The organism is Natrinema sp. CRL1, assembly GCF_059162405.1.
The window spans coordinates 101,472-118,025 of the sequence record NZ_JBLVOY010000001.1 but is presented as its reverse complement, the minus strand read 5'-3'; the positions used below and the strand labels follow the sequence as shown (position 1 = coordinate 118,025).

19 protein-coding genes are annotated in these 16,554 nt (G+C 65.3%); 10 read left to right on the top strand and 9 right to left on the bottom strand.

The window, feature by feature from the left end; all coding sequences use genetic code 11:
- The first annotated feature begins 18 nt into the window (after positions 1 to 18).
- Genes trpB through ACJYUO_RS00655 form a run of 3 tightly spaced genes read left to right on the top strand, consistent with a single transcriptional unit; the run spans position 19 to position 3,056 of the window.
- Positions 19 to 1,338 (top strand): tryptophan synthase subunit beta, encoded by a 1,320-nt coding sequence (gene trpB, locus ACJYUO_RS00665; protein WP_494343498.1) that lies wholly within the window; start codon positions 19 to 21, stop codon positions 1,336 to 1,338.
- Entirely contained in the window at positions 1,335 to 2,237 is a 903-nt protein-coding gene (gene trpA / locus ACJYUO_RS00660) for a tryptophan synthase subunit alpha (RefSeq protein WP_494343497.1), read from the top strand. Before trpB ends, trpA begins: the two co-directional genes overlap by 4 nt.
- Positions 2,238 to 2,261: 24 nt before the next feature.
- On the top strand, positions 2,262 to 3,056 hold the full coding sequence (locus ACJYUO_RS00655; RefSeq protein WP_494343496.1) for a 2-amino-3,7-dideoxy-D-threo-hept-6-ulosonate synthase: 795 nt from the start codon (positions 2,262 to 2,264) through the stop codon (positions 3,054 to 3,056).
- A gap of 99 nt (positions 3,057 to 3,155) precedes the next feature.
- On the opposite strand, the gene ACJYUO_RS00650 is transcribed toward ACJYUO_RS00655, so the two are convergent.
- Complete coding sequence (locus ACJYUO_RS00650) at positions 3,156 to 4,103, bottom strand: cation diffusion facilitator family transporter (protein WP_494343495.1); 948 nt, start codon at positions 4,101 to 4,103, stop codon at positions 3,156 to 3,158.
- Between the two features lie 184 nt (positions 4,104 to 4,287).
- Here ACJYUO_RS00650 and ACJYUO_RS00645 point away from each other — a divergent pair, with 184 nt between their 5' ends.
- Together ACJYUO_RS00645 and ACJYUO_RS00640 are read left to right on the top strand one after the other, a co-directional pair.
- Positions 4,288 to 4,860: a SprT family zinc-dependent metalloprotease gene (locus ACJYUO_RS00645; RefSeq protein WP_494343494.1), complete on the top strand. Its 573-nt coding sequence runs from the start codon at positions 4,288 to 4,290 to the stop codon at positions 4,858 to 4,860.
- 68 nt (positions 4,861 to 4,928) lie between these two features.
- Positions 4,929 to 5,468 (top strand): hypothetical protein, encoded by a 540-nt coding sequence (locus ACJYUO_RS00640; protein ID WP_494343493.1) that lies wholly within the window; start codon positions 4,929 to 4,931, stop codon positions 5,466 to 5,468.
- A gap of 37 nt (positions 5,469 to 5,505) precedes the next feature.
- Here ACJYUO_RS00640 and ACJYUO_RS00635 read toward each other — a convergent pair whose 3' ends face one another.
- Positions 5,506 to 6,180 (bottom strand): HAD family hydrolase, encoded by a 675-nt coding sequence (locus tag ACJYUO_RS00635; protein ID WP_494343492.1) that lies wholly within the window; start codon positions 6,178 to 6,180, stop codon positions 5,506 to 5,508.
- A gap of 409 nt (positions 6,181 to 6,589) precedes the next feature.
- Between ACJYUO_RS00635 and ACJYUO_RS00630 the strand changes: the two genes are divergently transcribed.
- On the top strand, positions 6,590 to 7,456 hold the full coding sequence (locus ACJYUO_RS00630; RefSeq protein WP_494343491.1) for an HFX_2341 family transcriptional regulator domain-containing protein: 867 nt from the start codon (positions 6,590 to 6,592) through the stop codon (positions 7,454 to 7,456).
- A gap of 53 nt (positions 7,457 to 7,509) precedes the next feature.
- Here the strand turns inward: ACJYUO_RS00630 and ACJYUO_RS00625 are convergent, their stop codons facing one another.
- Positions 7,510 to 8,091, bottom strand: a complete 582-nt coding sequence (locus ACJYUO_RS00625) for a hypothetical protein (protein ID WP_494343490.1) — start codon at positions 8,089 to 8,091, stop codon at positions 7,510 to 7,512.
- A gap of 233 nt (positions 8,092 to 8,324) precedes the next feature.
- Here ACJYUO_RS00625 and ACJYUO_RS00620 point away from each other — a divergent pair, with 233 nt between their 5' ends.
- On the top strand, positions 8,325 to 9,527 hold the full coding sequence (locus tag ACJYUO_RS00620; RefSeq protein ID WP_494343489.1) for a 3-dehydroquinate synthase II: 1,203 nt from the start codon (positions 8,325 to 8,327) through the stop codon (positions 9,525 to 9,527).
- 140 nt (positions 9,528 to 9,667) lie between these two features.
- On the opposite strand, the gene ACJYUO_RS00615 is transcribed toward ACJYUO_RS00620, so the two are convergent.
- The 3 genes from ACJYUO_RS00615 to ACJYUO_RS00605 all read right to left on the bottom strand — a co-directional run bounded on the left by ACJYUO_RS00615 (position 9,668) and on the right by ACJYUO_RS00605 (position 11,900).
- On the bottom strand, positions 9,668 to 10,105 hold the full coding sequence (locus ACJYUO_RS00615) for a DUF7575 domain-containing protein (RefSeq protein ID WP_494343488.1): 438 nt from the start codon (positions 10,103 to 10,105) through the stop codon (positions 9,668 to 9,670).
- 60 nt (positions 10,106 to 10,165) lie between these two features.
- The gene (locus ACJYUO_RS00610) at positions 10,166 to 10,840 is read right to left on the bottom strand and encodes a type I 3-dehydroquinate dehydratase (protein WP_494343487.1); all 675 of its coding nucleotides are present in this window, start codon (positions 10,838 to 10,840) and stop codon (positions 10,166 to 10,168) included.
- 76 nt (positions 10,841 to 10,916) lie between these two features.
- Positions 10,917 to 11,900 (bottom strand): transcription initiation factor IIB, encoded by a 984-nt coding sequence (locus ACJYUO_RS00605; RefSeq protein ID WP_494343486.1) that lies wholly within the window; start codon positions 11,898 to 11,900, stop codon positions 10,917 to 10,919.
- 228 nt (positions 11,901 to 12,128) lie between these two features.
- Between ACJYUO_RS00605 and yjjX the strand changes: the two genes are divergently transcribed.
- The 3 genes from yjjX to ACJYUO_RS00590 all read left to right on the top strand — a co-directional run bounded on the left by yjjX (position 12,129) and on the right by ACJYUO_RS00590 (position 13,885).
- On the top strand, positions 12,129 to 12,653 hold the full coding sequence (gene yjjX / locus ACJYUO_RS00600; RefSeq protein WP_494343485.1) for an inosine/xanthosine triphosphatase: 525 nt from the start codon (positions 12,129 to 12,131) through the stop codon (positions 12,651 to 12,653).
- A gap of 253 nt (positions 12,654 to 12,906) precedes the next feature.
- Positions 12,907 to 13,128, top strand: coding sequence for a DUF7123 family protein (locus ACJYUO_RS00595; RefSeq protein ID WP_006429128.1), 222 nt, complete (start codon positions 12,907 to 12,909; stop codon positions 13,126 to 13,128).
- Between the two features lie 97 nt (positions 13,129 to 13,225).
- Positions 13,226 to 13,885, top strand: a complete 660-nt coding sequence (locus ACJYUO_RS00590; protein ID WP_494343484.1) for an HAD family hydrolase — start codon at positions 13,226 to 13,228, stop codon at positions 13,883 to 13,885.
- A gap of 52 nt (positions 13,886 to 13,937) precedes the next feature.
- On the opposite strand, the gene ACJYUO_RS00585 is transcribed toward ACJYUO_RS00590, so the two are convergent.
- The 3 genes from ACJYUO_RS00585 to ACJYUO_RS00575 all read right to left on the bottom strand — a co-directional run bounded on the left by ACJYUO_RS00585 (position 13,938) and on the right by ACJYUO_RS00575 (position 16,548).
- Complete coding sequence (locus ACJYUO_RS00585) at positions 13,938 to 14,555, bottom strand: winged helix-turn-helix transcriptional regulator (protein WP_494343483.1); 618 nt, start codon at positions 14,553 to 14,555, stop codon at positions 13,938 to 13,940.
- A 148-nt stretch (positions 14,556 to 14,703) separates the two neighbouring features.
- The gene (locus tag ACJYUO_RS00580; protein WP_494343482.1) at positions 14,704 to 15,882 is read right to left on the bottom strand and encodes an SPFH domain-containing protein; all 1,179 of its coding nucleotides are present in this window, start codon (positions 15,880 to 15,882) and stop codon (positions 14,704 to 14,706) included.
- Between the two features lie 72 nt (positions 15,883 to 15,954).
- The gene (locus ACJYUO_RS00575; RefSeq protein ID WP_494343481.1) at positions 15,955 to 16,548 is read right to left on the bottom strand and encodes an NfeD family protein; all 594 of its coding nucleotides are present in this window, start codon (positions 16,546 to 16,548) and stop codon (positions 15,955 to 15,957) included.
- Positions 16,549 to 16,554 lie beyond the last annotated feature (6 nt).

Below are 16,554 nucleotides of genomic sequence, written 5' to 3'. Positions count from 1 at the left end.
CGACGGAGACACACAGACATGAGCACGGAACGCGAACGAGACGGCGAGAGTCGATCCGACCGGGCGGGGACGTTCGGGGAGTACGGCGGCCAGTACGTCCCCGAAGCCCTGATGCCGGCGCTACAGGAACTCGAGGACGCCTACGAGCGCTACGTCCTCGAAAACGAGGACGGCTTTATGGACGAGTTCCGCGAGCGGATGCGGGATTTCGGCGGGCGGCCGACGCCGCTCCAGCGCGCGGATCGATTGAGCGAGCGCTACGACCGCGAGGTCTACCTCAAACGTGAGGACCTGCTCCACGGCGGGGCACACAAGCTGAACAACGCGCTCGGGCAGGTTCTTCTGGCCAAGTACATGGGCAAAGAGCGGATCATCGCCGAGACCGGCGCGGGCCAACACGGCACCGCGACGGCGATGGCCGCGGCCCACCTCGACATGCCCTGCGAGATCTACATGGGACGGACCGACGTCAACCGCCAGCGACCCAACGTCTACCGTATGCGGATGAACGGGGCCGAAGTGAACCCGGTCGAAGCCGGCAGCGCTACGCTCAAGGAGGCGATCAACGAGACGATGCGCGACTGGGCGACGACGGTCGAGTGGACTCACTACGTGATCGGTTCCGTCGTCGGCCCACATCCCTTCCCGCAGATGGTCCGGGACTTCCAGGCGGTCATCGGCGACGAGATCCGCAACCAGATTCGAGAGAAGGCCGGTCAACTGCCCGACAGCGTCGTCGCCTGCGCCGGCGGCGGCTCGAACACGATGGGGACATTCCACGCGTTCGTTCCCGATGAAGGCGTGGATCTCATCGCCGTCGAGGCCGGCGGCTCGAGCCTCGAGATCGACGCCGAGGAGGGCGTCGCGCCCAACTCCGCGACGCTCTCGACGGGCACCGACGGCGTCCTCCACGGCGCGATGACGAAGCTCCTCCAGAGCACCGACGGTCAGATCATGGAGTCCCACAGCGTCAGCGCGGGACTGGACTACGCCGGCGTCGGCCCCGAACTCTCACATCTCGTCGAGACGGGGCGGGTCACGCCAGCGAGCGTCGACGACGACGACGCGCTCAACGGCTTCCACCGGCTCTCGCGGCTCGAGGGGATCATTCCGGCGCTGGAGTCGAGTCACGCGATCGGCTATCTGGAACGCGCGGCGGGAACCGCCGCGGAAGGAGCGAGCGGCGACAAGCCGCGAGCAGAAGCGCACGAGGACCTCGGCGACCTCGTCGTCGTCAACGTCTCCGGGCGCGGGGACAAGGACCTCGAAACGGTGCTCGAGGAGACCGAGATGCGCGATCTCGAGGCCGCACCCGACGTGGAGGTGTTCGACTCGTGAGCGAGTACGACAGCGACGTCGAGGCTGCCATCCGCGAGGACCACCCCGCGCTGATCACCTACATCACGGCGGGCGACCCCTCGCTCGAGGACACCAAGGAATACGTCGAAGCCCTCGATCGCGGCGGCTCGGACCTGATCGAACTCGGGCTCCCCTTCTCGGAGCCGATCGCGGAGGGCCAGACGATTCAGGCCGCGATCAACCGCGCGCTCGCGGCCGGGACGACTCCCGAGGGCTTCTTCGAGTTGGTCGACGACCTCGAGACGGAAGCGCCGCTGCTGGTGATGACGTACTACAATATGATTCTCCAATTCGGGGACGAACCTGACGTGCGGCCGTTCGTAGAGCGGGCCGCCGCCGCGGGCCTCTCAGGGATCATCGTCCCCGACCTGCCCGCAGAGGAGGCCGAGCCGCTACGGGCCGCCTGTGACGACTACGGGCTCGATCTCGTCTTCATCATCGCGCCGACGACCGAGGGTGAGCGCCTCGATACCATCATGTCTCACGTCTCGGGCTTTGCCTACGTGCAGGCCCGCCTCGGAACGACGGGCGCACGCGCGAACGTCTCGAGTGCGACCCACGACAGCCTCGCGCGGCTCTCGGAGTACGACGTGCCCAAGGCCGTCGGCTTCGGCGTCAGCGAGGGCGACCACGCGGCCGAGATTATCGAGGCGGGTGCCGACGGCGTCATCGTCGGCAGCGCGCTCGTCGACATCATCGCTGAGCATGGCCCAGCGGGCTCCGGGACGGAGTCCCAGAACATCGCCGAGGCCGACACGCCAGACGATGCGGTCGACCAACTCGAGGCGAAAGCCCGCGAACTCAAGCGCGGCGCACGCCGCGGCGCGGACTCTATCACGGTCGACCTCGAAGATACACCGGAACCAGAACAGCCATAACGGCAAGCTTGCTACACTCCCGCAATGACCACAGGAATCGACGCACGACTCGAGCGAATCGGGACAGACGGATCGTTCGTAATCGTCCCCATGGACCACGGCCTCACGATGGGTGCCGTCCAGGGACTGAAAGACATCGAATCGACCATCGACGGCGTCACCACCGGCGGTGCGGACGCGGTTCTCACGCAGAAAGGGATCGCGCCCCGCGTCCACGAGAACAAGAACGGCAAGGGCTACATCGTCCATCTCAACGGCTCGACCACGATCGGACCTGACGAGCAGGACAAGCGGCTGACCGGCACCGTCGAGGAAGCGATCCGAGCGGGTGCCGACGCCGTCTCCTTCCACATCAACGTCGGCTCGGACTACGAACCGGACCAGATCAGCCAGCTCTCTGAGGTCACCGAGACGGCGAAGCGCTTTGGTATCCCGGTCCTCGCGATGGCCTACGCCCGCGGCCCCGGCGTCGATTCCGAAGACCCCGAAGCGCTCGGTCACGCGGTTCGACTCGCCGAGGAACTCGGCGCTGACATCGTCAAGACCGGCTACAGCGGCGACGCCGAGAGCTTCCAGCACGTCGTCGAGTCGACCCGGCTCCCGGTCGTCATCGCCGGCGGCTCGCGGGGCTCCGACCGCGAGACGATCGAGATGGTCCGCGGCGTGATGGACGCCGGCGGTGCCGGCATCTCCATGGGCCGCTCGATCTTCCAGCACGAGGACCCCGAGGCCATCGCGCGAGCGGTCGCCGGCGTCGTCCACGACGATCTCTCGGTCGACGACGCGCTGGCCGAGGCAGGGCTGGCGCTCGAGGCCTAACTCTTCGATTATTTACCGTCGCGGTTCGCGTTCGACTCACAGCGTTGACTGCGTTCTGTATCGAGCGGTCCCCAGTTTCGTCCCGGCGACGACCAGTACTCAGTGACAGTGCGTATCGAGATGCACGTCGCGATCGGCATAGCGCGGGGAGAGTTCGACGGTGGCGTGATCGACGCCGTAGCCGGCGAGTTCGTCGTGGACGCGACCGACGACCGCGTCGGCCTCGACCATCGTCTCGACGTCCGTTTCGACGTGGACCGTCGCGACGGTGATTTGGCTGCAGATCTGCCACGCGTGGAAGTCGTCGACTCGATCGACGCCGTCGATTTCGGTGAGATGCAGCCGAATGTCGTCGCTCTCGAGGGGTGTCTTGAGGAAGAAGATCTCGCCGCTGCCGCGCAGGACCGCGATCGCGGACCACGCGACGACGGCGGCGATCAGCGCCGCGGCGATCGGGTCGATCACGCGGATGCCGGTCAGTTCGATGGCGACCACGGAGACGATGACGGCGACCGAGCCGCCGGCGTCGCCGAGCAAGTGGTAGAACGCCCCCTTCTCGTTGAGGCTCATCGCATCGCCGTGGAGCACGTAGACCGAGCCGAGGTTGACCAGCAGGCCGCCCACCGCGATGGCAATCGTCGGCCCGGCCCCGATGGCGACGGGCTCGAGGAACCGCTGGTAGGACTCCCAGAGGATGAATCCCACCATCGGGAGGAGCAACAGGCCGTTGAGGAAGGCGGCGAAGGGCTCGAGGCGGTGGAGGCCGTACGACCAGCGGTCGTCCTCGCCGTAGCGTTCGGCGACGTGGGCGGCGGCAAAGGCCATCACGTAGGCGAGCGCGTCGAACAGCATGTGGATCGCGTCGCTGATGAGCGCGACCGATCCGAACGCCAGCCCGCCGGCGAGTTCGACGACGAAGCCGACGACGTTGATCAGCGAGACGGCGGCGAGCTTGCGGCTGCTCGTCGAGTCTCCACCGTGGCCGTGCCCGTGGTCGTGGCTGTGGCCGTGGTCGTCGTGAGCGTGTGCCGACTCGTTGCGACTCATCCTAGTTCGAACGCAGTGGGTCCGACTTATTAAGTCGGCTGCTATGAGACGAGGGTATCTATGCTAATCTTAGCAAGTATCTTCGAATAAGTTACTAAGATTGGGAGGCCCCGTCGCAGTTTGCCTCACGCCTCGGAGAGGATTGATCGGAAGAATTTCGGCGACGTACTGCCTCCTCGAGTCCGTGACCGACGGCGAGGAACTGACGCTCGCGGACGAAATCGTCGCTCGGGCGCGGATTCACGCCCGGGAGGTGATCGACGAGTCCGAGCTGGCGGTCGATCTCGCAGCCCTCGAGTGGGACGTCTCGGCGCGGGCACGCCGTCGCGCGGGCTGCTGTCGCTGGCACGCCGACCGCGAGGTGGCGACGATCGTTCTCGCGCGACGGGCCTACGAGAAGTACGACTGGCCGGATTTCGCGGGAATCGTCCGCCACGAACTCGTCCATGCGTGGGAGTTCCAGCAGTTCGGCGAGTCCGGCCACGGCGCTCGGTTTCGCGAGCGGGCCGCGGCGCTCGAGGCCCCGCGCTACTGCGAGGCGTTCGCGCGGCCGCGGTACGTCCTCCGGTGTCTCGCGACCGATTGTGATTGGCGGGCGAAGCGCCACCGCGCGTCGAAACCGGTGAAGTCTCCCGACCAGTACCGCTGTGGGACCTGTGGCGGGTCCTACGAGGTCGAGCACGTGGCGAGCGGCCGGACGTGGACGACCGCGAGCGGCTACGGCGGCGCGAAGGCGGCGCTGGACGAGGAGTGGTAAGCCATCGAGTGCGACCGAATCGAGTCGAGCGCGGAACACTTATTCGCCTCACGATACCTGTTTCGGACATGGGAATACTCGATCTGATGCTGGGCAACTCCGGTCCCGGCGAGCAGGGCGTCGCGGCGAAGTCCTACACCCTGCCCAAGGACACACACGACTTCGTCTACCCCGTCGCGGTCCGTCGCGAGGAGGTCGAGGCGTTCGCCGAATTGCTCGAGGCCGAAGCCGACGCGCCGGCACTCGAGGCCGAAGCCGCCGATCTGGAGACCGCTTTCGAGGGACTGGCCGGCGAGAGCGGGCCCGATATCGATACGGACGAACTCGCCGAGCGGATGCAACAGCCCCGACGCGCGGTCGAACCGGTGATCGAGTCGTGGCGCGACGCCCTCGAGCGCGATATCGGCGTCGTCTACGCGCGGCCGAACACCTACGAGGCGCTGGTGGCGTTCGTCAAGTTCTGCAAGCAACGCGACGAGGACGAGGCCGACGCGTTCGCCCTCCCCGAGAACTTCCAGAAGGCGGCAGCCCTGCTCAAGCGACTCGAGGAGGGAACTGACACCCAGTATCGGGCCGTGGTACACACGGATCTGCTGCCGGACGAGTAGTCCGAGCAACCCGGACGATCAGTTGGCTCAGACCGGCTCAGACGATCGTTTCGAACGCCTCGAGCGACGCGAGTTCGTAGGTCGGCACGTGTTCATCGGGGCCGTCGTCGCGCCCAATATCGAGCCACGCCGAATCGATCCCCATCGCGTTGGCCCCCGCGATATCGGCGTGGAGGGAGTCTCCGATATGGATCGCCGCATTCGGCGCGACCTCGAGTTCGGCGAGCGCGCGCTCGAAGGGGGCCGCGTTCGGCTTCGGCAGGATGCCCGCGCTCGGCTCAGTGAACACCTGCACGTCGAAGGCGTCTGCGATGCCCAGCGACCGGAGTTTCTGCATCTGTGTTTTCCGGCCGCCGTTCGTGATGAGTCCGACCTGACTCCGGTCGCGAGCGTGCTCGAGCGCCGCTTTCGCGCCGGGTCGGAATCTGACGGCGGTCGGGTCCTGGACCGCGAGGTATTCGGACGCGAGCGTCGGTGCGAGATCGGGAGTCACGCCGGCTCGCTGTGCGACTTCGGTAAAGAGGTGCTCGTAGAACTCGCGGTCGGTCTCGGCGGTCGGCAGGTGAGGGACGGCGGCCCGCAGCTCCGCGGGCGTACAGAACGGCTCGCAGTCGGCGCGGTCGAAGGCGGACTCGAGCAGGGCCGCGGCGTCCTGGGTCGGCTCGCAAAGTGTGCTATCGAGATCGAAACAGATCGCGTCGTAGGCGGCCATCTGGATCGGTGTACGAGCGCGGGCGTTCTCAACGTTTCGCCGACTAGTTGCAGTAGCCGTCGTTGTGACCAGTAGCGACGAGAACACGCCGAAAGCCCCGACGAGGATCGGGGAGGGCGGACGACACAAGCACTGGAGCGAGCGAACTCGGTGAGCGAGTGAAGCGCGCAGCGAGTCCGCCGACTCGAGCCTCGTCGCCCCTTTCAGTCCCACCCGGCGGTGGGTTGGCCGAGCGGCCGGTACTCAGTGGTCAATCGGATCGGTGGTAGTTCGAATACCTATAGTAGCTCTTGAAAGTCACTGCACACCCGATTGCAGGACAGCGTTGCGATCGGTATGTACATCGTTTCAAGAGCTACTATACTCCCGATTCCGCAGCAGTTATTTTTGCTGACACGCCGCTTGTCGTATGGAGGTCGTCAAGCGAGTTCACGTCGTGCCGCTGGGCTACGAGTTCGATCGGATCCTCGAGCCGATCCGAACCCAGCGGGCGGATCTGGTCTACCTGCTCGAGGACGATAGCACCGGTAGTGGGGAAATGGACGGGAACGGAGCCGGGGAGGGAGACGGTCACGGCGAGCGAAACGCGACCGCGGCCGCCAACTATCACGACGAGTTACGCGAGGAACTCGAGTCGATCGTCCCCGAGGTGCGGATCAGGAAGTGCGATCTGACCGACGTATACGCCGTCCTCGGCGACGTGACGACGATCGCCGATACCCACGCCGAGGATCAGGTGTACGTCAACGTTTCGGGGGCCGGCACGATTCCGGCGATCGGCGCGACGATCGCGTGTATGGACGTTTCGACGGACGCCCACGCCTACTACGTCGAGCCGTCGGAGTACGCCCACGACGGGACGACCGAACCCGGCTCGTTCGGTGTCAGCGAGATGGAGCAGGTGCCGACCTACCCCATCGAGTCGCCGACGCGCGAGCAGGTCGCGGTCATGGAATTCCTCGCCGAGCCGGCCGCGTGGGACGGCTTTCACGACGACCGGACGGCACCGCCGAAGAAGAAAGACCTCATCGAGTACGCGCGGGATCAGGAACTCGCTTTCATGGCCGACCGACGCTCGCCCGACGAACGATCCGGCGAGGACAAGGGTGCGTTTCGGATCCTCGACACCCACGTCCTCGAGCCGCTTTCCGAGGACGGGTACGTGACGATCCAGTCGGTCGGCCGCCGGCGCGTCGTCGAACTGACCGAACGGGGCGAAAACGCCTACCGGGCGTTCCGACACAAGCTCATGGACGAGAGCGACGGATCGCGATAGGGCGCTGCTGAGCAGCGGTGGAGGGGGCAACGTCAGCGGTGGGGCGACAGCAGTCAATTCTCGTCGTGGATCCGTGCGTACAGTTCCGTTCCCAGTCGAGCTAGCTCGAGGTCGGCCTCGAGGCGCTCGATGTGGTCACGAAGCGCCGCCGCTTCGAGCCCCGGGAACTCGCGGTCGGTGCGGGAATCGAGGTGACTGCTCGCCCGCGCGAGCAGGAAGGGCGCGGCGTCAGCGAGGTGCGAGCCCGGGAGCTCGGGGCCAGCGTTGCGGCCGCGCTCGACCGCGGCCAGCACTTCCCGTGCCACGATGAGCGTCTGACGCAGCGAGCGGATCTCGGCGTCGTCCGCGGGCGGCGTCAGGTGTGCTGCCAGCAACTCGTCGGCCGCGACGACTCGCTCCCGATCGACGTCGAACGCGTCCTCGAGTGACTCGAGGGCAGGTTCGGTGACGTCCGTGCGCCGACATGCGAGCCTGATGGCACCCAGCACGGCCGCGGGCCGGCCGTACTCGAGGACAGCCAGCTCGCCCGCGTGTTCGAACGCTGCGCGAGCGACCTCGGCCGCGGGTTCCACCTCGAGCCGGTGGGCGGCGCAGTCGATCGTCAGTTCGGTCTCATCGAGGTGGCGCTGACCCATACCAGAACGTTCGCCCGGACAGATATTATCAACTTCTGAGAAAGTATTCAGACTATCGTTACTATCGCTACTTTCCGGACTATAGTAGCTATTTGGACAGTGTTGCCAGTCACGACGGTATGGGGCACAGGACCGAATTCGGCGAGACGGCCGATAGTCCGGTATTGCTCGTGCTGTCTGACGTTCCTGTTCGATTCGCCACGTTCAAGCCGGTTCCCTCCGAGGGTCGATTTATGACGCGAGCTGTCTGGGTAAAAGCCGACGACACCGTCGGTGACTGGGACGACCGCCGAGAGCGGATCACCGCCGCGCTCGAGGCGGGTGCAGACTGGGTACTGGTCGACGAGGACGACGTGTCCCGCGTCCGAGAACTGGGCGATATCAACGTCGCCGCGTTCCGGACCGACGGAGACGTGACGCTGGTCGATGACATCGACGACGCCGAGGCCGACGGCGCAAGCGATACGGAGCCGGCCTCGCAGGCGGACGCGATCGTCGTCGGGAAAGACGGCGAGGGCGACGCTACCATCGACCTGCCGGAGGACTTCTCGGGGTCGGCGGATCTCTCGACGCTGCGCCGGAACGGCGACTTCGAACGCGGCGCGTACGTCCGCATCCTCGGCAAGGAGTACGAGCGCTTCGCCGAGACTGCCGCCGAGGAGGCAGACCACACGATCGTCGTCGGCGAGGACTGGACGATCATCCCCCTCGAGAACCTGATCGCCCGCATCGGCGAGGAGACCGACCTCGTCGCGGGTGTCACCAGCGCCGAGGAGGCCAAGACGGCCTTCGAAACCCTCGAAATCGGGTCCGACGCCGTCCTGCTCGACTCCGGCGATCCCGACGAGATCCGGAAGACCGTCGAAATGCGGGATCAGGCTGCACGCGAACGCCTCGACCTCGAGTACGCCGAAGTGCTCGAGATCGAGCGGGCGGGCAGCGCGGACCGAGTCTGTATCGATACGGGCAGTCTGCTCGAGCACGACGAGGGAATGCTCGTCGGGTCGATGAGCCGCGGACTGGTCTTCGTCCACGCCGAAACCGCAGAATCGCCCTACGTCGCCTCGCGGCCCTTCCGGGTCAACGCGGGCGCGGTCCACGCCTACGTTCGCACGCCCGACGGCGGCACGAAGTACCTCTCGGAACTTCAGAGCGGCGACGAGGTCCAGGTCGTCGACACCGACGGCAACACCCGCGAAGCCATCGTCGGCCGAGTCAAGATCGAGCAGCGGCCGATGTTCCGCGTCGCGCTCGAGACCGAGGACGGCGACAGGGTCGAGACGCTGCTCCAGAACGCCGAGACGATCAAAGTCGCCGCCGGAGAGGGCCGCAAGGCCGTGACGGACCTCGAAGCCGGCGACGAGATCCTCCTGTACGCCGAGAACACGGCCCGCCACTTCGGCGAGCCGGTCGAAGAGAGCATCATCGAGAAGTAACGGGTTCAATCGATCGATTCAATCCGCGACCGCAGTCGTCTTCTTCAGTCGCTCGCTTCATACCGATTGCTGTACCGATTTACCGGCGCAATCGCCGCCCGGGTCGCGGTTGCACCGGAAATGACGTACAGTAAACCGTATCAGAGATCGTTCGTCTCCGCCTCGGGCTCGACGGGCTCGAGGCGCGTCGTACACCAGTGACAGAACTCGAGGTCCGCATCGATTTCTTTGCCGCACTCGGGGCAGGTCGGCCCCTCCGTGGCGTCGGCCCCGACAGAGGAGTGGCCGAGCGCGCGAAACGTCGAATCGATCGCGGCGAACAGGGCGATAAACGAGAGGAGGAACTGCGCTATCGCGTCGGTCTCCGCGGCCATGATATCCGCGTACACGGTAATATCGTCGACGCTCGTTACCGGCCCGGCGGCCGTCAGCTGGTCGATCGGAAGAAAGAGGACGCTCGCCGACACGAAAAGCCCGGCGAACGCAGCGGCGCGGAGCCAGTCCCGAATGAGAATGTGACCCGCGCCGGGCATGATCACGGAGAGGCCGGCGGCGAGAAGCGCACGGAGCCATGTCATTGTACGTGGGGATGGTAGGGATCCCCTGCCCTTAACATTCCGATTCTCGTTGTTTTCAGCTCACGCGAGTTGTGCGACCAGATCGGCGAGCGTCTCGAGGTCGTACTGGCCCGGCGCGGTCGCCTCCGCAGGATCCACGGGCGCGTAGCCGATCTTCGAGCCGTAGACGGGAGCCACTGCGCGCGTGTGACTCCCGATCTCCCCCATCGCCATCGTCGCCACGGTATCGCCGTGCGAGGCCAACTGCTCGGTCGCAGAGAGTAACGCGAGCGTGTCCGCCTTTGACTCCGCAGTCACCGCCAACTTCGCCACATCGGCGTACTTGCCCGCCTCTGTCAGCGTTCGAACCATCTCTTTACGGGGCGCCGTTCCCTCGAAATCGTGGGCCGACGCGATGATCGACACGTCGCGATTGCGAGCCGTCTCGAGCAGGTCCTCGGCTTCGCCCTCGAGGATCGACTCGAGTTCGATATCGATCGCTTCGACGCCGTCGTTGCCTGTCGCCGCCGCCAGCGCCTCGAGCCGACCGTCGTCGACTGCTTCTCCGCCTTCCCAGTCGGCGCGGTTCGTGGCGATGATCGGCAACTCGCCGTCGTAGGCCTCGAGCGCGGCCAACGGCTCGTCGGTCAGATCCATCCGAAATTCGATCGCGTCCGCGTGCTCGCGGGCTGCGGGTTCGTCGGAGAGATCCGCCGTCGCGGCTGCGAGGACGAACGAGTCGAAATCCAGTCCCATTGCTATGGAGTGGGAGCGAGAGCGACAAAAACGGTGTCGTTTCGGCGAGTGTCGGCGTGGGTGTGCGTTGCCCGCGTTAGGCCATCCCGATTGTCTCCTCGGCCTCGAGGAGTTCGTGGTAGCGGTTCCGAATCGTCACTTCGGAGATATCGGCGACGTCGCTGACGGCGGCCTGGGTGGTCTTTTCGTTGGTCAGGAGCGCAGCGGCGTAGACGGCAGCGGCCGCGAGGCCGACCGGCGACTTGCCGCTGTGGACGCCCTTCTCCTTGGCGTTCTGGAGGAGGCTCCGCGCGCGGTGTTCGGCCTCGTCGGAGAGTTCGAGTCCCGAAGCGAAGCGGGGGACGTAGCTCTCGGGGTCGGCCGGCTGGACCTCGAGGCCCAGTTCGCGGACCACGTAGCGGTAGGTGCGCGCGATTTCGTTTTTCTCGACGCGGGAGACGTCGGCGATCTCGTCGAGGCTGCGGGGGACGCCGGCCTGTCGCGCGGCGGCGTAGACACAGGCCGTCGAGACGCCCTCGATGGAGCGGCCCGGCAGCAGGTCCTCGTCGAGCGCGCGGCGGTAGATGACCGACGCGGTCTCGCGGACGTTCGTCGGCAGGCCGAGGGCGCTCGCCATGCGGTCGATCTCGCCGAGTGCCTGTTTCAGGTTGCGCTCCTTGGAGTCGCGGGTGCGGAAGCGCTCGTTCCACTTGCGCAGGCGCTGCATCTTCTCGCGCTGGCGCGAGCCGAGCGAGTTGCCGTAGGCGTCCTTGTTGCGCCAGTCGATGTTCGTCGAGAGCCCCTTGTCGTGCATCGTGTTCGTCGTGGGTGCGCCCACGCGGGACTTCTCGTTTTTCTCGGCAGCGTCGAAGGCTCGCCACTCGGGGCCGCGGTCGACGGAGTCTTCCTCGACGACCAGTCCGCAGTCTTCACAGACGGTCTCGCCGTGCTCGTCGTCGACGACGAGGTTGCCGGCACACTCGGGACAGACCAGATCCTCTTGCTCCTCGCTCTCGGTCTCCTGTTCGTTCGTTTCGGGTTCGCTACGTCGTACTCTCGTGTTCGATGGTGCGTTAGTCATACGATGGCGATTGCTGCCCGGCCGAACCGATTGCAAAAGCCCGGACGGATCCGTTACCTCCCACGTTCAGAGACTCGAGGTTTAATGGTTTCGAAATCGCGCCCCCATATCCCTCGAAAACGGGTAATTCGGGCGAACGAGCATGATAAATGGAAACATTAAACCAGAGAAGACGACCGCTACAGGCGAAATCGGAGGTGCCAACTCCGCTCCGTGCGGACGCCCGGTATGGAACTCGCAATCGGCAGCACGAACCCGGTCAAGATCGACGCGGTCGAACGCACGCTCGAGCGATACGAACCGACCGTGACCGCCGTCGACGTCGACTCCGGGGTGAACGAACAGCCGCGATCGCTCGAGGAAACCGTGTCCGGTGCCGAGAACCGCGCCCGGCGCGCGCTCGCCGCGACCGAGGCAGACTACGGCGTCGGCCTCGAGGGCGGGGTCGTTCGGCTCGAGGCGACGCCGGGACTCTCCCTAATCATGTGGGGTGCCGTCACCGACGGCGATCAACTCGAGCGCGGCGGCGGGCCGACGCTTCGACTCCCCGATCAGGTCGCCGAGCGGGTCGCGGACGGCGCGGAGCTGGGACCGGTCATGGACGATCTACTCGGCACCGAGAACGTCGCCGAGGCGGAAGGAGCCGCGGGCGCGCTCACTGACGGCCTGACGAGCCGGACGCAAGCGCTGGGCGAGGCGGTTGCGGCTTCGTTCGGACCGTTCGTAACGGGGTATTACGACATCGACGCGTGACTCTCGACCGCTGTGACGGGTCCCGCTTTCGTCGCGGCAATCGAAATGCCGATCGGCTCCCGTCGGCTGGAAACCATCACGAACAAACGACAGTCCGAAGGGAGTATATATTAACCGCACGTACCAACGAAACCTTTCCGTCCGGTTAGTAGCGGATTACGCCGCGTGGAAATCGCCCGACGTGAGCGGGTTAACCGCACGTACCAAACCCCCTAAGGGTGTTCCTGTCATCCGTTCGTGTATGAGCACTGCAATGGCCCCCGACCTCACGAGCAAACAGCAGCGGATTCTGGAGTACCTCCGGAACAACGCGGCGACGAAGACGTACTTCAAATCCCGCCTCATCGGCAAGGAGCTCGGCATGACGGCAAAAGAGGTCGGCTCGAACATCACCGCACTTCAAGAGGGCGACTACGACGTCGAGATCGAGAAGTGGGGGTATTCCTCGAGTACTACCTGGAAAGTCGACGCGTAACGTCGACTGCAGTCGCGCGGTCCGTTTCTGCTCTCGGTTTACCGATCGTAACGAGCGACGCGAACGCTCTTCTATCGCGAGGCCACAATATCGGGACATGACGGCAGTACTGTTCGATATGGACGGCGTCATCCTCGAGGGGCCGCGAACGCACCCGCAGGTGTACGCCGACGCCGCCGACGCGGCCCTCGACGACCTTGGGGTCGACCCGACGCCGTCGCAGCGTCGCGATTTTCGGGACCACGACCACGAACGGATTCGGAACCACTGCCGGGATCTCGGGATCGATCTCGCACAGTTCTGGAAACGGAAGGAGACACACGCCTCGAGCGGTACCCACGAGCGGCTTCGGGCGGGCGAGCGCGGCACCTACGACGATATCGACGCGATTCACGACCTCGGCGAACGGACGGCGATCGGACTCGTCACCAACAACCGCCACGAGACCGCCGAGTTCGTCGCCAACTACTACGGGTTCGAGTTCGACATCGTCCGCGGCCGAGACCCGACGGTCGAGGGCTACGAGCGGCGCAAGCCCGACCCCTACTACATCGAAGAGGCACTCGAGGCCCTCGGCGTCACGAGCGGGATCTACGTCGGCGATTCGGAAACGGACGTGACCGCCGGGCGCGCGGCCGGCCTCGAGACCGCGTTCCTCCGGCGGTCTCACAACCGCGAGCGGTCGATCGATGCGACCCACGACCTCACGTCGCTGACCGAACTGGCGTCGCTGCTCGAATCGAACGGATCGTCATAATAGCGCAGTAAGAGGGTCTTACCGCGGCGTAACAGTGACGTAGCCCTGACAGTCAGGGCTGATACTCGAGGAACTGATCCGCGTCTCGAGCGAGCGTCCGCGCGCGGTCGCCAAAGGAGTCCGCGTGACCGACGACCAGTACCAGCACCGTCTCGGGTCGTTCGACGGCGTAGCCGTCGTCCCGGGAAAGCAATCCGGCTTCCTCGAGTTCGCCGGCGTACTTACTTACCGTCGGCGGGGAAACCTCGAGCGCCGTCGCGAGGTCGCCGGCGGTGGCGTCCGGATGCAAGAGCAGTTCGATCAGCATGCCCCGCGGGGTCTCTCGGCGGAGGTAGCCGAGGGCGCGTTTTTCGAATTCGTCGAACCGGCCGGCCGTGACGAATCGCTTGTAGTCGCCGTCGCGGTAGCGCTCGATGGCCTCGAGTTCCTCGAGCCGGCGCAGGTGATGTTGGGTTTCGCCGGTTCCGAGTTGCAAGTCGTCGCGGATCTTCGAGAAGTGCGCGCCGGGCGTCGTGGAGAGATAGCCCGCGATCGCATCGCGAGCATCGCTTTCACCCGTGTCAGCCGCCGCTGAATCGGAGCGTCCGACAAGCGGGGAAGCGGCACCGAGGGCGGCGAATCGGCGCAGGGTCGCTCGTTTCTCGTCGTCGACCCCATCGGGTGCTGTCATGCGTACTACCGTCTACAACGGCGTGACACGTAAAACAGGTTTCGCTCTGCTTTGTTCACCGAGTATTACCAGTTAGGGATTCGATACGTGGGCTCGGACTCGAGGGGGAAACAAATCGAAGCGACCGCAACCGAACGGGAGACCGGAGTCAGTCGTTCGTGGAGGGGTCGTCCTCGTCGGCCGGCATCTCGGTGCCGCCGTCGGCCTGGCTCTGGAAGTCCTGGTCCATCTCCTCGATGACTTCGTCCGGGTCCGAGATATTCGCCGGATCCTTGCCTTCCTTGATCGCTTGGGCCTCCTGCTCCATAGCTTCGACGTCCATGTCGGCTTCCTGATCGATCTCACCGATGATCTCGGCGATATCGTCTAAGCCGATCAGTTCGCGGGTCTCGTCGTCGAAATCGCGGCTCTCGAGGTCGGTGCCGTTGCCCTCGACGTCGCTGCCCGAGAGGTGCTTGCCGTAGCGGCCGACCAGCGAGGTGAGTTCCTGGGGCATGACGAACGTCGTCGACTCGCCCTGCCCGATCTCGCCGAGCGTTTCCATCCCCTTGTCGATGATGGCGCGCTCGCCCATCGACTCGGCCGACCGAGCCCGCAGCACGGTCGAGATCGAGTCACCCTGTGCCTCGAGGATCTGGCTCTGTTTCTCACCCTGTGCGCGGATGATTTCGCTCTGTTTGTCACCTTCGGCCTTCTCGACGGCGCTGCGGCGTTCACCCTGTGCCTCGAGGATCATGGCGCGGCGTTTCCGCTCGGCAGAGGTCTGTTGTTCCATCGCGCGCTGGACGTCCTTCGAGGGGTTGACCTCGCGAACCTCGACTGATTCGACGCGGATCCCCCACTCGTCGGTGGGTTCGTCGAGTTCTTCGCGGATGCGCGCGTTGATCTCTTGGCGCTTGTTCAGCGTGTCGTCCAGTTCCATGTCGCCCAGTACGGCACGCAGAGTGGTCTGGGCGAGATTCGAGACGGCCTTCTTGTAGTCGTCGACCTGCAGGAACGCCTTCTTGGCGTCCATCACCTTGATGTAGACGACGGCGTCGGCGGTCACCGGCGAGTTGTCGCGGGTGATCGCTTCCTGCCGGGGGACGTCCAGTGTCTGGGTACGCATGTCGAAGGCGTACGTGTTCGAGACGAACGGCGGGACGAAGTTGATCCCCGGCTCGAGCAGTTTGCGGTACTCGCCGAAGACGGTGAGGGCACGTTTCTCGTAGGCGTCGACGATCTCGATCGCGCTCAGCAGCGCGGCGATCACGAGGACGAGGACGAGGGCACCGACGAGCAACACGGCTGCGCCGGCGGTTTGCATCGGGAACAGTTGTAACACCATATTTCGGCCTTACGGCGGTGGGGAGAAAAGCGTTCCCTTATTTCGTCAACATGTGCGAGACGATAGCAGAGATCAACTCGAGCGCTCCGTTTCCGTCTCTCGTTCGGCGTCGGCCGGCGATCCGTTATCGCCGTCCGCGGGTTTCGAGTCCTCTTGTTGGGCGTCTCGTGCCAGTGCGCGATCGATCTCGTCCTCGCCGATGGCGTCGATGGATTCGACCGTGAGCACGTTTCCGCCGCCGGGATCGATGACGATGACCTCCTCGCCTTCCTCGATCGTCCCGCTGGTGGTTCGCGCGCTGTAGTAGGGGGCAAAGCCGCCTTCCTCGAGTTTGACCTCGCCGCTGCGGTTCGTGACCGTCTCGGTGACGTAGCCGGTCGCGCCGGACAGCGAGTCCGAGTCCGTGGTTCGGGCAGTTCCTTTCCCGCCGTAGAAATCAAAGCGGTTGTAGATGTAGGCGGCGACAACCCCGATCGCGAGTGTCAACCCTGCGAGCACGAGTACGTTCGCCACGGGCGGAAAGAGCACGCCGATCAGCCCCGCGCCGACCAGCGCGATCCCGATGACGATGAGGTGGGCTCCCGGCGAGATGGCCTCGAGTACCATCAGTACGAGACCCACCACCAAGAGCAAGAGCGGCACGTTCCCCACGAGGGATTCGACCATACTTAG